This is a genomic window from Bradyrhizobium sp. 26S5 (genome assembly GCF_036923295.1).
Lineage (GTDB): Bacteria > Pseudomonadota > Alphaproteobacteria > Rhizobiales > Xanthobacteraceae > Bradyrhizobium > Bradyrhizobium septentrionale.
In genome coordinates this window covers 897,115-912,926 of sequence record NZ_CP145948.1, presented here as the reverse complement: position 1 = coordinate 912,926, position 15,812 = coordinate 897,115, and the positions used below count along the sequence as shown (strand labels likewise).

The 15,812-nt window shown below is 67.0% G+C and carries 11 protein-coding genes; 6 read left to right on the top strand and 5 right to left on the bottom strand.

Annotated features, from left to right (window positions below; translation table 11 throughout):
• Nucleotides 1-222: 222 nt before the first annotated feature.
• From V5279_RS04195 to V5279_RS04180, 4 genes are all read left to right on the top strand, one after another.
• Entirely contained in the window at nucleotides 223-3,783 is a 3,561-nt protein-coding gene (locus V5279_RS04195; RefSeq protein ID WP_338695350.1) for a hypothetical protein, read from the top strand.
• Nucleotides 3,784-4,000: 217 nt separating this feature from the next.
• Nucleotides 4,001-4,834, top strand: a complete 834-nt coding sequence (locus tag V5279_RS04190; protein WP_338695349.1) for a hypothetical protein — start codon at nucleotides 4,001-4,003, stop codon at nucleotides 4,832-4,834.
• Nucleotides 4,835-5,107: 273 nt separating this feature from the next.
• Nucleotides 5,108-6,040, top strand: coding sequence for a sulfite exporter TauE/SafE family protein (locus V5279_RS04185; protein ID WP_338695348.1), 933 nt, complete (start codon nucleotides 5,108-5,110; stop codon nucleotides 6,038-6,040).
• A 41-nt stretch (nucleotides 6,041-6,081) separates the two neighbouring features.
• Nucleotides 6,082-6,816, top strand: a complete 735-nt coding sequence (locus V5279_RS04180; protein WP_248114515.1) for a TIGR02186 family protein — start codon at nucleotides 6,082-6,084, stop codon at nucleotides 6,814-6,816.
• A 78-nt stretch (nucleotides 6,817-6,894) separates the two neighbouring features.
• Here the strand turns inward: V5279_RS04180 and V5279_RS04175 are convergent, their stop codons facing one another.
• The gene (locus tag V5279_RS04175; RefSeq protein WP_338695347.1) at nucleotides 6,895-8,205 is read right to left on the bottom strand and encodes an aspartate aminotransferase family protein; all 1,311 of its coding nucleotides are present in this window, start codon (nucleotides 8,203-8,205) and stop codon (nucleotides 6,895-6,897) included.
• Between the two features lie 145 nt (nucleotides 8,206-8,350).
• Here V5279_RS04175 and V5279_RS04170 point away from each other — a divergent pair, with 145 nt between their 5' ends.
• On the top strand, nucleotides 8,351-8,833 hold the full coding sequence (locus V5279_RS04170; RefSeq protein ID WP_338695346.1) for an Lrp/AsnC family transcriptional regulator: 483 nt from the start codon (nucleotides 8,351-8,353) through the stop codon (nucleotides 8,831-8,833).
• A gap of 9 nt (nucleotides 8,834-8,842) precedes the next feature.
• Here the strand turns inward: V5279_RS04170 and V5279_RS04165 are convergent, their stop codons facing one another.
• The gene (locus V5279_RS04165) at nucleotides 8,843-10,177 is read right to left on the bottom strand and encodes a divalent metal cation transporter (RefSeq protein ID WP_338695345.1); all 1,335 of its coding nucleotides are present in this window, start codon (nucleotides 10,175-10,177) and stop codon (nucleotides 8,843-8,845) included.
• An 86-nt stretch (nucleotides 10,178-10,263) separates the two neighbouring features.
• Nucleotides 10,264-11,187, bottom strand: coding sequence for a DMT family transporter (locus V5279_RS04160; protein ID WP_338695344.1), 924 nt, complete (start codon nucleotides 11,185-11,187; stop codon nucleotides 10,264-10,266).
• Between the two features lie 97 nt (nucleotides 11,188-11,284).
• Here V5279_RS04160 and V5279_RS04155 point away from each other — a divergent pair, with 97 nt between their 5' ends.
• On the top strand, nucleotides 11,285-12,148 hold the full coding sequence (locus tag V5279_RS04155; protein WP_338695343.1) for a LysR family transcriptional regulator: 864 nt from the start codon (nucleotides 11,285-11,287) through the stop codon (nucleotides 12,146-12,148).
• A 152-nt stretch (nucleotides 12,149-12,300) separates the two neighbouring features.
• Here V5279_RS04155 and pdeM read toward each other — a convergent pair whose 3' ends face one another.
• Both pdeM and V5279_RS04145 read right to left on the bottom strand, forming a co-directional pair.
• Nucleotides 12,301-12,972, bottom strand: a complete 672-nt coding sequence (gene pdeM, locus V5279_RS04150; RefSeq protein WP_338695342.1) for a ligase-associated DNA damage response endonuclease PdeM — start codon at nucleotides 12,970-12,972, stop codon at nucleotides 12,301-12,303.
• 54 nt (nucleotides 12,973-13,026) lie between these two features.
• Nucleotides 13,027-15,792 (bottom strand): ligase-associated DNA damage response DEXH box helicase, encoded by a 2,766-nt coding sequence (locus V5279_RS04145; protein ID WP_338701840.1) that lies wholly within the window; start codon nucleotides 15,790-15,792, stop codon nucleotides 13,027-13,029.
• Between the last annotated feature and the right edge of the window lie 20 nt (nucleotides 15,793-15,812).

Sequence of the window (15,812 nt, the reverse complement as noted above, 5' to 3'; positions counted from 1 at the left end):
GCGGCACCGCAGATCACTGTCCTGATCCGGCGCAACAGGTTCCCGGATTCCCTAACTTTAAGGCCCGCCGGCCGCATTCCTTAACCCGTTATTTACCGTGACGGGAAAAAGTCAGCAGCTGAAGCAGACGACCAGCGCAGAATTCGATTGTCTCTTAACGGGAATGCGCGGGGAGGCTGCGGGGCGCAGGGTGTAGCGCCGGAGTCGGGACCGGACGGAATCATGAATTCGCGCGTATCGTGGAGTGTTGACGGCATCGATCCCTCCGTCCGCGAAAGGGCCGAGGCGGCGGCGCGCCGCGCCGGCATGTCGCTGAACGACTGGCTCAATTCCACCGTCGGCGAACCGAGCCCGCCGGATTGGCGCATGGAGCAACGGCAGCAGCCGATGCCGAGCCGGGAAAGCCGCGAGGTTGCGGACATCCATCAGCGGCTCGACGCCATCACCCACCAGATCGAACAGATCGCAAAACCATTGTCGCGCGGCGAAGCCGTGCGCGCCGAAATACCGCGCGGCCAGCCCGCCGTCGCGCGGCAGCTGAACGACGCGATCTCGCGCCTCGATGCGCGACTGTCGCAGATCTCGCGGCCGCAGCCGGCGCGCGAGCCGCAGCCCCAGCCGGTGCGTGAACCGCAGATGCAGCGCGAGCCGCAGATGCCGGACCGCCAGGTCCAGGACCGCCAGTTGCAGGAGCGGCAATTGCAGGAGCGGCTGCGCCAGACCGAGGCGGTCGAGCGCGCCGCAGCCCAGGTCTACCGCCCCTCGCCGCCGCTGAGCCCGGCGTCGTTCGATTCCGCGATCGCGGAAATCGCCGCACGCCAGAACGAGCTGGACGGATCAGCATCACGGCAGATGCCGCCATCGGCCCCGCCGATGGCCGCCTACGCGCCGCCGCCGGCTGCGCCCGCCGGCCCCGACTTTTCCTCGCTCGAGCGTCATCTGCTCAAGATCACGAGCCAGATCGAGGCACTGCAGCGGCCCGACCACATCGAGCAGTCGATCGCGGCCTTCCGCGGCGAGCTGGCGGAGATCCGCCAGGCCATTACCGAGGCGATGCCGCGCCGGGCAATCGAATCGATCGAGAACGAAATCCGCTCGCTGCATCACCGGATCGACGAGATCCGCCAGGACAACAGCAACGGCCAGGCCCCGGCGATCGCCGGCATCGAACGCGCGCTGTCTGAGATCCGCGAGGCGCTGCGCACGCTAACCCCGGCCGAGCAGCTCACCGGCTACGACGAGGCGATCCGCAATCTCGGCGCCAAGCTCGACATGATCCTGCGCGCCAACGACGATCCGTCGACGGTGCATCAGCTCGAGAGCGCGATCGCGGCGCTGCGCGCCATCGTCTCCAATGTCGCCTCCAACGACGCGCTGCTGCAGCTTTCCTCCGACGTGCATGCGCTGTCGGCGAAGGTCGACCAGCTGTCGCAGATGTCCCGCAGCGAATCCCACGGCGATGCTTTCGCCGGGATCGAGCAGCGCATTGCCGCGCTGGCGTCGACGCTGGAAAGCCGCGAGCGGCCGGCCGGCTATGACAATGGCGATGCCATCGAAGGCGCGGTCCGCGCTTTGTCGGAGCGGATCGACCGCCTGCAGGTCGGCAATGACAGCTCATCGGCATTCACGCATCTCGAGCAGCGCGTCTCGTATCTGCTCGAGCGGCTCGAATCCGCCGACCAGCGCTCCGGCAATCTCGGCCGGGTCGAGGAAGGGCTGCATGACATCATGCGGCACCTCGAGGCGCAGCACGCCCACATCGCCTCGCTCGCCGACGCCACCCGCAACTTCAATGGCGCCGCGCCGCAGCCGATGATGGACACCGGCATCGTCGACCTGGTGAAGCGCGAACTGTCCGACATCCGCTTCAGCCAGTCGGAGACCGATCGCCGCACCCAGGATTCGCTGGAGACCGTTCACAACACGCTCGGCCATGTCGTCGATCGCCTGGCGATGATCGAGAACGACCTGCGCACGGTCCGCACGGCGCCGCCGCCGGCTCCGCCCGCCCCCGAAGCGCGGATGGAAGCGCCGCGGATGGAGATGCCGCGCGCGGCGATGCCGCAGCCCAGATCGGAAACGTACAAGCCTGAAACGTACCAGCCTGAAGCATACAGGCCCGAATTGCCGAATCCTGCGCAGGCGCAGGAGCACTTCATGTCCGCGCCGCGCGAATTCCATGCCGCGCAGCCGGTCGAGACTGCGCCGCCGCCGCTGCCGCCGCGCGCGATCAGCGAAATCCTCGAACCGCATGCGGCGTCCGCGCGCGCCGCGATCGCACCGGAACTGCCGCCTGATCATCCGCTCGAGCCCGGCACGCGCCCCTCGGGCCGCATGTCGTCGCCGTCGGAGCGTATCGCGGATTCCGAGCGCGCGATCTCTGATCTTCCCGCCGGCAAGAAGGAGCCGGTCTCGACATCGAGCTTCATCGCCGCCGCGCGCCGCGCCGCACAGGCCGCCGCCGTGCAACCCGTCAACGAGAAGGCGGCGCGCGCCGCGAGCAAGGCCGCAGCCAAGGCCAAGGAAAAGGCCGACAAGGCCGCGAAGGCCGCTGCTGGAAAGGCCGGTGCACCGGCGACCGGCGCGCCGGAGGCCCAGCCGTCGACCATCACCTCGAAGATCCGCTCGCTGCTGGTCGGCGCGAGCGTGGTCGTGATCCTGCTCTCTACCGCCAAGATGGCGATGAACCTGCTCGACACCAGCTCCGCGCCGCAGATGCCGGCGATCGAGCACAGCGAGCCGGCCGCGCCCCCGCTGCCGCTGCAGCCGCCTGCCGAGAATTCCACAGCCCCCGCACCGGCCGCGCCGTCTGGCCTGCCCGTGCCGTCGATGACCTCGCCGACCCCGCTCGGCCGCCAGTCCAACAACACGCCGGCGCCGAACACGCTCGATAGCGCGCAGGTCACGATCCCGCAGGCCGCCGCGCCCGCCGCTGCTCCAGTGCCGTCAGCGGCTCCGGCCGCAGCGGCACCGGCTGGCACCAACGACATCACCGGCACCATCCCGACCGCGCCGCCGCTCGGCGGCAAGCTCGGCACGATCCAGATTCCCGCAGGCGAGAAGCTGCCCGACGCGATCGGCGGGCCGGCGCTGCGCACGGCCGCGATCAAGGGCGATGCGGCCGCGGCCTACGAGGTCGGCATCCGCTTCGCCGAGGGCAAGGGCGTGACCGCCAATCTCGACGAGGCCGCCAAATGGTATGGCCGCGCGGCACAGGCCGGCGTGGTGCCCGCGATGTTCCGGCTCGGCACCTTCTACGAGAAGGGCCTCAGCGTGAAGCGCGACTTCGATATGGCGCGGCGCTACTACGTGCAGGCCGCCGAACGCGGCAGCGCCAAGGCGATGCATAACCTCGCCGTGCTCGACGCCGATGGCGGCGGCAAGGGCGCCGACTACAAGAGCGCGGCGCAGTGGTTCCGCAAGGCGGCCGATCGCGGCGTCGCCGACAGCCAGGTCAATCTCGGCATCCTTTATGCCCGCGGCATCGGCGTCGAACAGAACCTCGCCGAGTCCTTCAAGTGGTTCAGCCTCGCGGCCGCGCAGGGCGACGCCGACGCCGGTCACAAGCGCGACGACATCGCCAAGCGGCTCGACCCGCAATCGCTCGCCGCAGCGAAGCTTGCGATCCAGACCTTTACACCCGAACCGCAGCCGAGCGATGCGGTCAACGTGCCGACGCCTGCCGGCGGCTGGGACACGGCCCCGGCGCAGCCCGCGGCAGCGAAGCCTGCCGCCAAGCAACCATCGAAGCGGACCGCGGCGCTGGCCGCTCCAGCTCACTAGAGCATTTCGGTTCTGATTGAATCAGAACCGAAGCTCTAGATTCTTGTTTTGACGCGTTTTCTTCACGCGAACCGGTGTCCACTTCGCTCGAAAACGCTATGAACTGAAAACGGCTGCGGCGCCTTGACGGCGCCGCTCTGCTATACCTCCGCGCTTCCGCCGTGTAGAGAGGTGCGCAGTCCCGCGCCATTAACGCACGCGTTCCGGAGGAGCCGGCTTGTCTGTCGATGACCGTCAGGATGATGCAGCGGGAGCCCACCGTTCGTCGCCGACCGGTCCCCGCGTCGCGCCGCCGCGCGAGAGGCCGTCGCCGTTTGCCGCGCGTCCCAACGCGCCGCCGCAAGGCAACGCGCCGTCACCGCCTCGTGCCTTCCGGTTCTCGCTCTGGTCCATCATCATCTTTGTCCTGCTGCTGTCGAGCGTCGCCATCCAGGCCTACCGCGACCTGTCGACGCCCGGCGCCTGGGACTTCTGGCGCGAGACCTACATTGCGGCGAGCATGACGTCGGCGGTGATTCCCGATGTCGACATCGACGGATCGGGCCGCGGCCGGCGGGCGCTTGCGATCAGCGGCAAGATCGGTTCGGCCAGCGCGAGCTGGCTCCGCGACCGGCTCAGCGAGGCGCGTCTCAAACCGGGCGATGCCGTGCTGCTGTCGTCGCAGGGCGGCGCGCTGAACCAGGCCGCCATCATGGGCGAAGCGATCCGCACCCGCGGGCTCGTCACCGCCGTCGCCACATCAGACGCATCGGGCAAGCTCCGCCCCGCCGCCTGCGCCAGCGCCTGTGTGCTGGTCTATGCCGGCGGCCAGACCCGCTACGGCATCGCGGGCTCGCGGCTCGGCGTGCATCGCTTCACGACGAGCGCACCGGTCAGCGATCCCCTCGCCGAGGCGCAACGCATCCAGGGCATGGTGCTGGGCTACATGACCAAGATGGGCGTCTCGTCCGGGATCGTCGAGGCGATGTCGCAGACCTCGGATATCCGCTGGCTGAGCCCGAAGGAAGCGCTCGCGCTGAACCTGATCACCAGGCCGGTCGATCGGCCCTGAGGCAACACGGACGTCATTAATCTCAATTATCAACCACGTCCGCAGCTGAGCTGCAACGTGCGGCGAAAAATGCTCTCCGAGGCGGAATCTTGAGTCCCTCCCCCCGCCGATTTCAGTTATGCAAGAATGCGGCAATCGACCCGCGTTCGCCTGCGCCTGCGTCTTGCGCGCCGACCGGATTCGTTCAGCCGGAGAATGCCCGACCCGAACGACATCACCCCGTGATGCGGCCTTGCGCCCCAGCTCGCGGCGAACCGACAAGAAGCGACGCGCGTGCAGCTGTACCTCCCGATCGCCGACATTCCGGTCAATGTCTTCCTCATCCTGGCGATGGGCGCGGCGGTTGGATTCGTCTCCGGCATGTTCGGGATCGGCGGCGGCTTCCTGATGACGCCGCTTTTGATCTTCGTCGGCATCGCGCCCGCGGTCGCGGTGGCCTCGGTCGCAAGCCATATCGCGGCCTCCTCGTTCTCTGGCGCGATCTCCTATTGGCGCAGACGCGCGATCGACCCGCTGCTGGCCGCGGTCCTGCTGGTCGGAGGCACGATCGGCACCGCGCTCGGGGTGTGGACCTTCACCTTCCTGCGCTCGCTCGGCCAGCTCGACCTGATGATCGCGCTGTCCTACGTCATCCTGCTGACGACGGTCGGCGGGCTGATGTTCTGGGAAGGCCTGCGCGCGATGCTGCGCGCCCGCCGTGGCGGTCCGGTCGCGTTGCGCAAGCCCGGCAGCCATGGCTGGATCCACGGCCTGCCGCTGAAGCTGCGCTTCAAGCGCTCCAAGATCTACCTCTCCGTCATCCCGGTGGTCGTGGTCGGGCTCGTGATCGGCTTCATCGGCGCGGTGATGGGCATCGGCGGCGGCTTCATCCTGGTGCCGCTGATGATCTATCTGCTGCGGGTGCCGACCTCGACCGTGATCGGCACCTCGATGGTGCTCACCCTCGTCACCATGGTGTTCGCCACCCTGCTGCACGCCGTGACCAATCATCTGGTCGACGCCGTGCTGGCGCTGATCCTGATGATCGGCGGCGTCACCGGCGCGCAGTTCGGCGCCCGCGCCGGCCAGAAGATCCGCGGCGAGCATCTGCGCCTGCTGCTCGGCCTGCTCGTGCTCGCGGTCGGCATCCGCTTTGCGGTCGAGCTGGTGATCCGGCCGCAGGATCTCTTCACCATCCGCGAAAGCAGTGGCGGAGGCCCGCCATGAGATCGCGCGCGCTGCTCGCCATCGCCGGTGTCGTGACTGCCATGCTGGCGGCCGTGCCCGCCCATGCCGAGCGGTTGATCGTGTCGGTCTCCAACCACCGCGTCACGGTGACGCCGAATTATTCCGGCGGCGAGCTCGTGCTGTTCGGTTCGGTCGAGAAGGACGACAAGACGCCGAACCGCGGCAACTACGATCTCGTCGTCACGGTGTCCGGCCCGCGCGCCGACATGGTCACGCGGCGCAAGGAGCGCAAGTTCGGGATCTGGATCAACACCGACTCGCGGCAGTTCCTGCAGGTGCCGGGCTATCTCGCGCTGTTCTCCAACCGTCCGTTCGACCAGATCGCCTCGCCTGAGGTGCAGCGGCGTCAGCAGCTCGGGCTCAACAACGTGCTCTTGATGCAGCGGGTCGGGGCCGACTATGCCGACGTGGTGCCGAACGACGCCTTCCGCAGCGCGTACGTCCGGCTGCGCTCCGAGCACGGGCTCTATCGTGAGGCGACCTCGGCGGTGACGTTCCTGACCCCGACCCTGTTCCGCACCGGCATTCCGCTGCCGGCGGAGGTGCCGATCGGCACCTACAATGTCGAGATCAAGCTGTTTGCCGACGGCGCGCTGGTGACCAAGACCGAGACCGCGTTCGAGATCGTCAAGGTTGGCTTCGAGCAGTTCGTTGCCACCACCGCACGCCAGAACGGCCTGGTCTACGGCCTCGTCACCGCATTCATGGCGCTGATGACCGGCTGGATGGCCTCGATCGTGTTCCGCAAGGATTGAAGCTGCGTAGGTTGGCGAAGCGATACCCAACATCTGGAGCCGCGGCGACATGATGGGTATCGCTGCGCTCCACCCATCCTACGGTCCCTGCCGTTGCAACGCGTCTTCGAAGGCGTCGCTCAGGATCGAGAGGCCGAGGTCGATCTCGTCGTCGCTGATCGTCAGCGGCGGTGCGATGCGGAACACGCTGCCCATGCCGGGCAACTGCACGATGTTGGTGCTCAGTCCGAGCTCCATGCAGCGCTGCGACACAAGCGTTCCGAGCGCTTCGTCAGGCTCCTTGCTGTGGCGGTCGCGCACGATCTCGATGCCCTGCATCAGCCCTCGCCCGCGCACGTCACCGATGCATTCAAACCGGTTCTGCAGGGCGAGGAGCCCTTCCCTCAGCCGCACACCCGCGGTCCTGGCGCGCTCGACCAGTCTGTCCCGCAGGATGATCTCGATGACCTTCAGCCCGACCGCGGCCGGCATCGGGTCCGACACATGCGTGGTGTAGAACAGGAAGCCGCGCTCGTGACACCGCTCCTCGATTTCGGCTGACGTGATGACCGCGGCCAAAGGCAGGCCGGCGCCGAGCGTCTTCGACAGCGTCAGGATATCAGGCACGGCGCGGTCGCGCTCGAAAGCGAACATGGCGCCGGTTCGGCCGAGGCCCGTCTGTGCCTCGTCGACGATCAGCAGCATGCCTCGCGCGCTGCACTGCTGCTTCAGCTCGGCAAGGTAGCCCTCCGGCAGATCGATCAACCCGCCGGAGCTCAGGATCGGCTCGGCGATCATGCACGCGAGCGATCCGGTCGACTGGCGGTCGACGAGATCGAAGGCGTAGGCCAGTTCGGCCCGCCAATCGTCGGCATTGCCGAAGCGCGGGCGATAGGGATTCGGCGTCGGGATCGCGAGCGAACCGACCGGCGCGGGACCATACCCCTTGCGGCCGGCCGAATAGGTTGTGCCGGCCGCACCCGACGTCATTCCGTGCCAGGACTGCGCGAACGCAACGGTCTCGAAGCCGCCGGTGAAGAGCTTGGCCATCTTGATGGCGGCCTCGTTTGACTCAGCCCCCGTGCTCAGCAGCATGACGCGATCAAGCCCCGGCGGCAGCAGCTCCGCGAGCTGTTCGGCCAGCGCCACCACCGGGCGCGTCAGCATGCCGCTGAACAGATGATCGAGCCGTTCGGCATGCTCGCTGATGGTCCTGATAATCTCGGGGTGACCGTGACCAAGCACGGCGCTCATCTGGCCGGACGTGAAGTCGAGGATGGCGCGGCCGTCGGCGTCATAGACGAAGGATCCGGAGGCGCGCTCGATGATCACAGGAGCGAACGTCCCGCCATAACGGATGAGGTGACGCCGCGCGCGATCCCAGAAGGATTTGTCGTCATTTCCGGCCATGCCCCGTTCCCTTTGGTGAATCGCGCGATTTCAAGTTCTCGCAAGGCACCCTATGCGGACACAACCGCAATGACATTGCGTTTTGGGATGCATTTGGCCGCATCTTCTGCGATCAATTGCGCAAGATACGGAAAATGCGAAAGAAATGGGAACCACGATCGTGCTTGACGAGATCGACCGGAAAATCCTCGACGTGCTGCAGGTCGAGGGGCGCATCACCAATCTCGAGCTCGCCGAACAGATCGGCCTCTCGTCCGCCCCCTGCATGAGACGTGTCCGGACGCTCGAAGAGGCCGGCGTCATCCGCTCCTATGTGGCGCTGGTGGACCCTGCCAGGATCGGGCTCGGATTCGACGTGATCGTCGAGGTCCGCCTCAAGCAGCAGACCAGGGAATCCTTCGCGCGCTTCGAGAAGAAGGTGACCGGCCTTCCGGAGGTCGTCGAATGCTGCATGATTGCCGGCGATTGGGATTACTCGCTGCGAGTCGTGTCTTCCGACCTCGCACGCTATCAATCGTTCATCCTCGACCGCCTGATGCATCGGGACACCGATATCGCGAGCTACCGCACCACCATCATCCTGCGGAAGGTCAAATCGACGACCAAGATCGATACGTCGCTGTTCTGACCGCAGGGATCATAGAAGCAGCCCGACGCCCATCGCGATCACGCTGAGCGCCATCGCGCTGGTCGAGAGCCAGCCGAGCCGGTAGAGCCACCCGCCGATCACGAAGCGGCCCATCACGTCGTTGCGGCTGGCCATGAACATCAGCAACACCATCACGGGCACCGCGAGCACGCCGTTGACGACCGCGCTCCAGTACAGCGCCGAGATCGGATTGATCGGCGTGAAGTTGAGCGCGATGCCGATCGCGCCCGAAAATGCCAGGACCGAATAGAACGCAGCTGCCTCGCTCGGCTTGCGTGCCAGCCCGACCGGCCATCGCCATCCTTCGCCGACCGCGTACGCCGTCGCACCCGCCAGCACCGGGATTGCCAGAAGGCCGGTGCCGACGATGCCGAGTGCGAAGATGACCTCGGCAAATGGCCCGGCGATCGGGCGCAACGCCTCGGCTGCCTGCGCCGAGGTCTGGATGTCAGTCTTGCCGGCGGCATGCAGCGACGCCGCAGCGGTGACGATGATCGACAGTGCGATCAAATTGGAGAACGCCATGCCGGTGATGGTATCGGCGCGGATGCGGGAAAACTCCTTCCGGGCGCCGTAGTGCTTCTCGATCAATGGATGCTTGGTGACGTCGACCCGCTGGTCCTCTGCCTCCTGCGAGGCCTGCCAGAAGAACAGATAAGGCGAGATCGTCGTGCCGAAGATCGCGACAATGGTCGTGAAATAGTCCGCGCTCCAGGTGATGCGCGGCACCAGCACGCCGGCCAAGGCCTCTGTCCACGACACCTTGGCAAAGGCGAGCGCCGCAACATAGGCGAACAGGGTGAGCGTGAGCCATTTCAAGACGGCGACGTAGCGCCGGTAGTTCATGAAGATCTGCGCGGCCACCGAGGTCACGCCGAACAGCACGACATAGAGGATGGCCGGGCCGCCGATCAGGAGCTTTGTCGCATCCGCCATGGCCGAGAGGTCGGCCGCGATGTTGACGGTGTTGGCGATGAACAGCAGCGTCACCACGATGATCAGCAGCCAGGGTGGATAATGCCGGCAGACATTGCCCGAGATGCCGTGCCCGGTGACGCGGCCGACCCGCGCGGAAATCTCCTGGATCGCGGTCATCAACGGAAAGGTCAGCAGCATGGTCCAGCCGATGCCGTAGCCGAGTTGCGCGCCGGCCTGGCTGTAGGTGCCGATCCCCGACGGGTCGTCGTCGGAGGCCCCGGTGATCAGGCCGGGGCCGAGCGACTTCACGACATTGCGGACGCTGAACGGCTGGCGCGGAGCTTTCCCTGCCGGCGCGCTGCCCGACTTGTCGTGATGTTTTCGCGAGGTGATCTCTTGTGTCATGCGGTTCCGGCCGTCGCGACAACGAACCGGATACCACAGGGTTCCTCCGATGAAACTGGGGCGCTATGGCCGTAGCGTGGCGATGCTCACGTCACACTCCTCTTGGGCGATGCGGCGGGGCGGGTCACCAGGTAGATGCCGAGCGCGACCGGAACGATCCCGAGCAGGTCGCGAAATTCGACATGCTCTCCGAGCACGAGGTAGGCGAACAGCATGCCGAGCGGCGGCATCAGGAAGTGATAGGCGCTGGCGGCGGTCGCGCCACACACCTTCAGAAGGTGAAACCAGAGCAGATAGGCGAGGATCGAGCCGCCGAGCACGAGGAAGGCAAAGGCGCCGGCGAGCCGCATGCTCGGCACGATGTCACTGATGCTGGAGAGCGTGAAGGCGAATGGCATCACCGCAAGCCCGCCGGCGATGTTCTGAATGCCGTTGCCGATCCACAGGCTGCCCTTCGGCGCCCGCAGCTTGAACAACATGGTGCCGGCGACAATCGAGGCGAGCGAGGCCAAGGTGAACAGGATGCCGTGCGGGCTGTCGGTGCCGACCTTCAAGCGATGCCAGACGATGAAGGCGACACCGACGATGCCGAGCGCGAGGCCCACGACCTTGCGCAAGGTCATGCTCTCGCCGAGGAACATCGCGGCCAGCATCGCGGTGAATACCGGATTGGCCGAGACGATCAGTGCGCCGAGCCCGGCGGAGACCGTCTGCAGGCCGGTATAGCCGAGACCGAGATAGAGCGCGTTGTTGGCGACGCCGATCACGGCAAACACCGCCGCGTCGCGCCAGGTGAGGTCCCATCTGTCGCTGCGCAGCCAGGAGACGGCAAGGATCAGGACGCCGGCGAGCGAAAACCGCGCGGCGAGCAGGATTAGCGGCGGGCAATCGGTGACGCCGATCTTGCCGGCAACGAAGGCGTAGCTCCAGAGCAGGCAAAACAGCGCGATCAGCAGCGGCAGGGTATTGAAGCGGGTACGGGGGGCGGCCAACGAGGTTGCGGCGGACATGGGAATTTCTCCTTCGCCCATGATCTAGGCCCGCGCCTTGATATTTGGAAATTAAATGATAAACTGACATGCAGTGGATTTATTAATGGAGGCTGCGATGCTCGACCTGGAGCTGTTGCGCAGTTTCGTCTCGGTGGTCGATGCCGGCGGCTTCACCCGCGCCGGCGAGCGCGTTCACCGCACCCAATCGACTGTCAGTCAGCAGATCAGGCGCCTGGAGGAGGACGTCGGCCAGCCCTTGCTGATTCGCAGCGGCAAGGATGTCACCCCGACGGAGGCCGGCGAACGGCTGTTGAGCTATGCGCGGCGGCTGCTGTCACTCGCCGAAGAGGCGCGTGACGTGGTGTCGCGTCCGGGCAGCGAAGGCGCGATCCGGATCGGCATCACCGAGGATTTTGCCGCCTATCGGTTGACAAAGCTGCTCGCGACCTTCTCGCGCAGCCATCCGAATTTGCGGCTCGACGTGCGCTCCGGCCAGAGCCTGTTCCTGTACCGAGATCTGGAGCGCGGCGATCTCGATCTCGCGCTGATCAAGCGCGCCGCCGATGAGAAGGGTGGCATCGCGGTGTGGCCGGAACGCGTGCACTGGGTCACCAGCAAGAGCCATCCGCGCGACATCACGGCCGGCTCGGTGCCGCTGATCGGCTTCGCCTCGGGCTGCCTCTATCGCGCCCGCGCTATCCACGCGCTGGAGAGCGCTGGCCGCAACTGGCATATGGCCTACACCTCCTCCAGCCTGGCCGGCATCCAGGCCGCGGTCGCCGCCGGCCTTGGGCTCAGCATCCTCTCGGAGATGTCGATCCAGGCCGAGCATCGCGTGCTGACCGCGAAGGAAGGCTTTGCGCCGATCGAGCGGACCGAGGTCGCGCTTGTCGCAGCGCCCGACGCCAGCCCCGCGACGCTGCGGCTGGCGGACAGGCTCGCGGAGTATTGCGAGAGCGTGCAGGCGAAGGCGGCTTGAGTTGCGGCAACGCTTTTCACCCCGTCATCCTGAGGTGCTCGCGCAGCGAGCCTCGAAGGATGCACGGCCCAGCTGGTGGCCGTCGATCCTTCGAGGCTCGCCGAAGAGGCTCGCACCTCAGGATGACGGGGATGGTTTGGCGCGTTGAGTGGTCAATAACACCGTGACGCCGCGAACGCATGCACGCGGTTGTCGCCGAGCACGTGGGCCATGAAGCCGGGCGATCCGAAAATCCTGGCGAACGCCGCGTCGCGGATGCTCAGGCCGCCGGTGTAGGCGCCGAAGGCCGGCATCACCGCGCGCTCGCCGTCGGAGGCGAAACAACGCCGCTCGATCGAACGGCCGCGGGTCGGCACCCGGGCCTTGGGGTGCAGATGGCCGGCGATCTCGCCGCTCGCGCCCGTCGGCTCATGGCGGAACACGATCGGGCCGATCGCGACTTCGGTCGCGACCACGCCGCCGAGATTGGACGGCAGCGCCGGATCGTGGTTGCCCGAGATCCAGATCCAGTTGCGCCGCACCTGCAGCGCCGCGAGCGCCTCACGATCCGGATCCGACAGCCGCGCATGCGCATCGCGATCGTGAAAGCTGTCGCCGAGGGCGATCACCTGCCGCGGATCGTGCCGCGCGATCACGGCGGCAAGCCGGCTCAGTGTCGCGACCGTGTCGTAGGGCGGCAGCAGCACGCCGCGGGCAGCGAAGCTCGAGCCCTTTTCGAGGTGCAGGTCGGACACCACGAGCAAGCTTTGCTGTTCCCAGAACAGCGCGCCGGAGAAATCCGCCACGAAGCCGATATCCGCCACCGTGACCCTCGAAACGCGCATCTCGTCACCGTCTGTCAAAACCTGCGCGCTTGCCGTCACGTCCGTTCCCCAGCGTTATGTCGTCGCCTCCCGCACGAGTTCCTCGGCCGCCTCGGCCAGAAGCTCGTCGGATGCTTCGCCATAAACTGACTCGCGGCCAATTTCCAGCAGTGCGGGGACGGCAAGCGGGGAAACGCGATCGAGCGCCTTATGGGTGATTCGGCCGTGGATGCGCGAAAGCATGTCGCTGAGGCGGCGGAGATCGAGCAACCCTGTGGCGGCATCGCCGCGCGCGGCGCGCAGCAGCACATGGTCGGCCTGGTGCTTGCGCAGCACGTCGTAGATCAGGTCGGTCGAGAACAGCACCTGGCGGCGCGACTTCTCCTCGTCGGTGAAGCGGCGCGCGATCAGGCCGGAGATGATGGCGCAATTGCGGAAGGTCCGCTTCATCAGCGCGGATTCTGCGAGCCATGCCTCGAGGTCGTCACCGAGCATGTCGGGATCGAACAGCGCATTGAGATCGAGCTTGCCCTGCCGGATCATGAAGGAGAGATCGCCGACGCCCCAGACCGCGAGCGCATATTCGTTGGCGACGAAGCCGAGCGGACGGGCGCGGGCGCGCTCCAGCCGGCGCGTCAGCAGCATGCCGAGCGTCTGGTGCGCGAGCCGGCCCTCGAACGGATAGCAGACCAGATAATGGCTGCCGCCGCGCGGAAAGGTTTCCACGAGCAACTCGCGCGCCGCCGGGACGCGGGAGAACTTTCGCTGCAGCGACAGCCAGTCGTGCACCTGATCCGGCAGCGCGTTCCAGGCGCGGCTGTTGTCGAGCAATTTGCGCACGCGCTCGGCGAGATAGGTCGAGAGCGGGAACTTGCCGCCCATATAGGACGGCACTTTTGCATCCTTGTCATTGGCGCGGGAGACATAGACCTGGTCCTCGACCAGCGCCTCGTAGCGCACCACCTCGCCGCCGAACACGAACGTGTCGCCGGACACCAGGCCCTCGATGAAGACTTCCTCGATCTCGCCGAGCATGCGGCCGCCGCGGGCGATCGCACCCGTCGAACCGCTACCGCCGGCGCGCGACCGCACCAGCCGGACCTTCAGCATGGTCTCCTCGACGATGGTGCCGACATTGAGCCGGTAGCTCTGCCGCACCTTTGGATTGGTGACGCGCCAGCGACCCTGCTTGTCCTGCTTGATCCGCGCGAAACGCTCATAGGTCTTCAGCGCGTAGCCGCCGGTCGCGACGAAGTCGACCACGTCGTCGAAGTCCGTCCGCGCCAGCGACGCATAGGGCGCGGCGGTCCTGACCTCATCATAGAGTTCGTCGGACAGAAACGGCTTGCCGCAGGCACAGCCGAGCACGTGCTGGGCCAGCACGTCGAGCGCGCCGGAGCGCAGCGGCGGCGTGTCCTGTGCATTCTCGGCGATGGCATCGATCGCGACACGGCATTCCAGCACCTCGAACCGGTTGGCCGGCACCAGCACGGCGCGCGAGGCCTCGTCGAAGCGGTGGTTGGCGCGGCCGATCCGCTGCATCAGCCGCGACGAGCCTTTGGGCGCGCCGATATTGATGACGAGGTCGACATCGCCCCAGTCGACGCCGAGGTCGAGCGATGAGGTGCAGACCACGCCGCGCAACCGGCCGGCGGCCATCGCATCCTCGACCTTGCGGCGCTGTGCGACGTCGAGCGAGCCGTGATGCAGCGCGATCGCGAGCCCATCATCGTTCATGCGCCAGAGATCCTGGAACAGCATCTCGGCCTGGCTGCGGGTGTTGACGAACACCAGCGTGGTCTTGTTGCGCTTGATCAGCTCATAGACCTCGGGCAGCGCATGGCGCGCGCTGTGGCCGGACCATGGCAGCCGCTCGCGCGTGTCGAGCATCTCGACCACCGGCGGCGCGGCGCCGCCGGCGATAACGACGTCGGCGGACACGCTCGCGCCGCGGGGCTGCGGCACCAGGAAGCGCGCCAGCTGCTCAGGCTCGGCCACCGTGGCCGAGAGGCCGATCGCGCGCGCCTGCGGCGCGATGGTCCAGAGCCGCGCCAGCCCGAGCGACAGCAGATCGCCGCGCTTGGAGGTGACCAGCGCATGCAGCTCGTCGAGCACGATGCGCTTCAACGACGAGAACAGGAACGGCGCGTCGTCGGAGGCGAGCAGCAGCGCGAGCTGCTCGGGCGTGGTGAGCAGAATATCCGGCGGATAGCGCCGCTGCCGCTGCCGCCGCGACACCGGCGTGTCGCCGGTGCGGGTCTCGATTCTGATCGGCAGCCCCATCTCGGCAACCGGCGTCTCCAGATTGCGCGCGATGTCGACCGCGAGCGCCTTCAGCGGCGAGATGTAGAGCGTGTGCAAGCCGGCGGAGCGGCGAACGCCGCGGCCGGTGGAGATCAGGCTTGGCCGCGATCTCGCCGATGCGGTTCCTTCTCCGCTTACAAGGTCGTCAGGCTCCTTCCCCCTGAAAGGGGGAGGGTTGGGGTGGGGGTCAGCCGCTTGTTCGGTGCCTGCGGCTGACCCCCACCCGTCGCGCTCGGCAGCGCTCCCGCGCGCCGGAGCGCGCCGACCTCCCCCTTTCAGGGGGAGGTAACCAAAATCACCGCCGCTAGGCGCTTCCCCGCTCAGCTCCACCAGTGTCGGCAGGAACCCCGCCAGCGTCTTGCCCGCGCCCGTGGGCGCGATCAGCAGCGCCGAGCACGCCTCGCGCGCTTTCGCCAGCAGCGCGAGCTGATGCTCGCGCGGCGACCAGCCGCGTGAGGCAAACCAGTCGCGAAACCGGCGCGGCAAGAGATCGGCCGTTTCCGACGGCGTGACGGAAAAGAGATCGAGCGTCGACACGCCCAAGAGGTAGGTGGTTC

What these genes read in the sequence shown, in the direction of transcription:
- V5279_RS04170 (WP_338695346.1), top strand. Translation starts at nt 8,351, where the DNA reads ATGGGAACCACGATCGTGCTTGACGAGATCGACCGGAAAATCCTCGAC.
- pdeM (WP_338695342.1), bottom strand. Translation starts at nt 12,972, where the DNA reads ATGCGCGTTTCGAGGGTCACGGTGGCGGATATCGGCTTCGTGGCGGAT.
- V5279_RS04160 (WP_338695344.1), bottom strand. Translation starts at nt 11,187, where the DNA reads ATGTCCGCCGCAACCTCGTTGGCCGCCCCCCGTACCCGCTTCAATACC.
- V5279_RS04165 (WP_338695345.1), bottom strand. Translation starts at nt 10,177, where the DNA reads ATGACACAAGAGATCACCTCGCGAAAACATCACGACAAGTCGGGCAGC.
- V5279_RS04175 (WP_338695347.1), bottom strand. Translation starts at nt 8,205, where the DNA reads ATGGCCGGAAATGACGACAAATCCTTCTGGGATCGCGCGCGGCGTCAC.
- V5279_RS04195 (WP_338695350.1), top strand. Translation starts at nt 223, where the DNA reads ATGAATTCGCGCGTATCGTGGAGTGTTGACGGCATCGATCCCTCCGTC.
- V5279_RS04155 (WP_338695343.1), top strand. Translation starts at nt 11,285, where the DNA reads ATGCTCGACCTGGAGCTGTTGCGCAGTTTCGTCTCGGTGGTCGATGCC.
- V5279_RS04180 (WP_248114515.1), top strand. Translation starts at nt 6,082, where the DNA reads ATGCTGGCGGCCGTGCCCGCCCATGCCGAGCGGTTGATCGTGTCGGTC.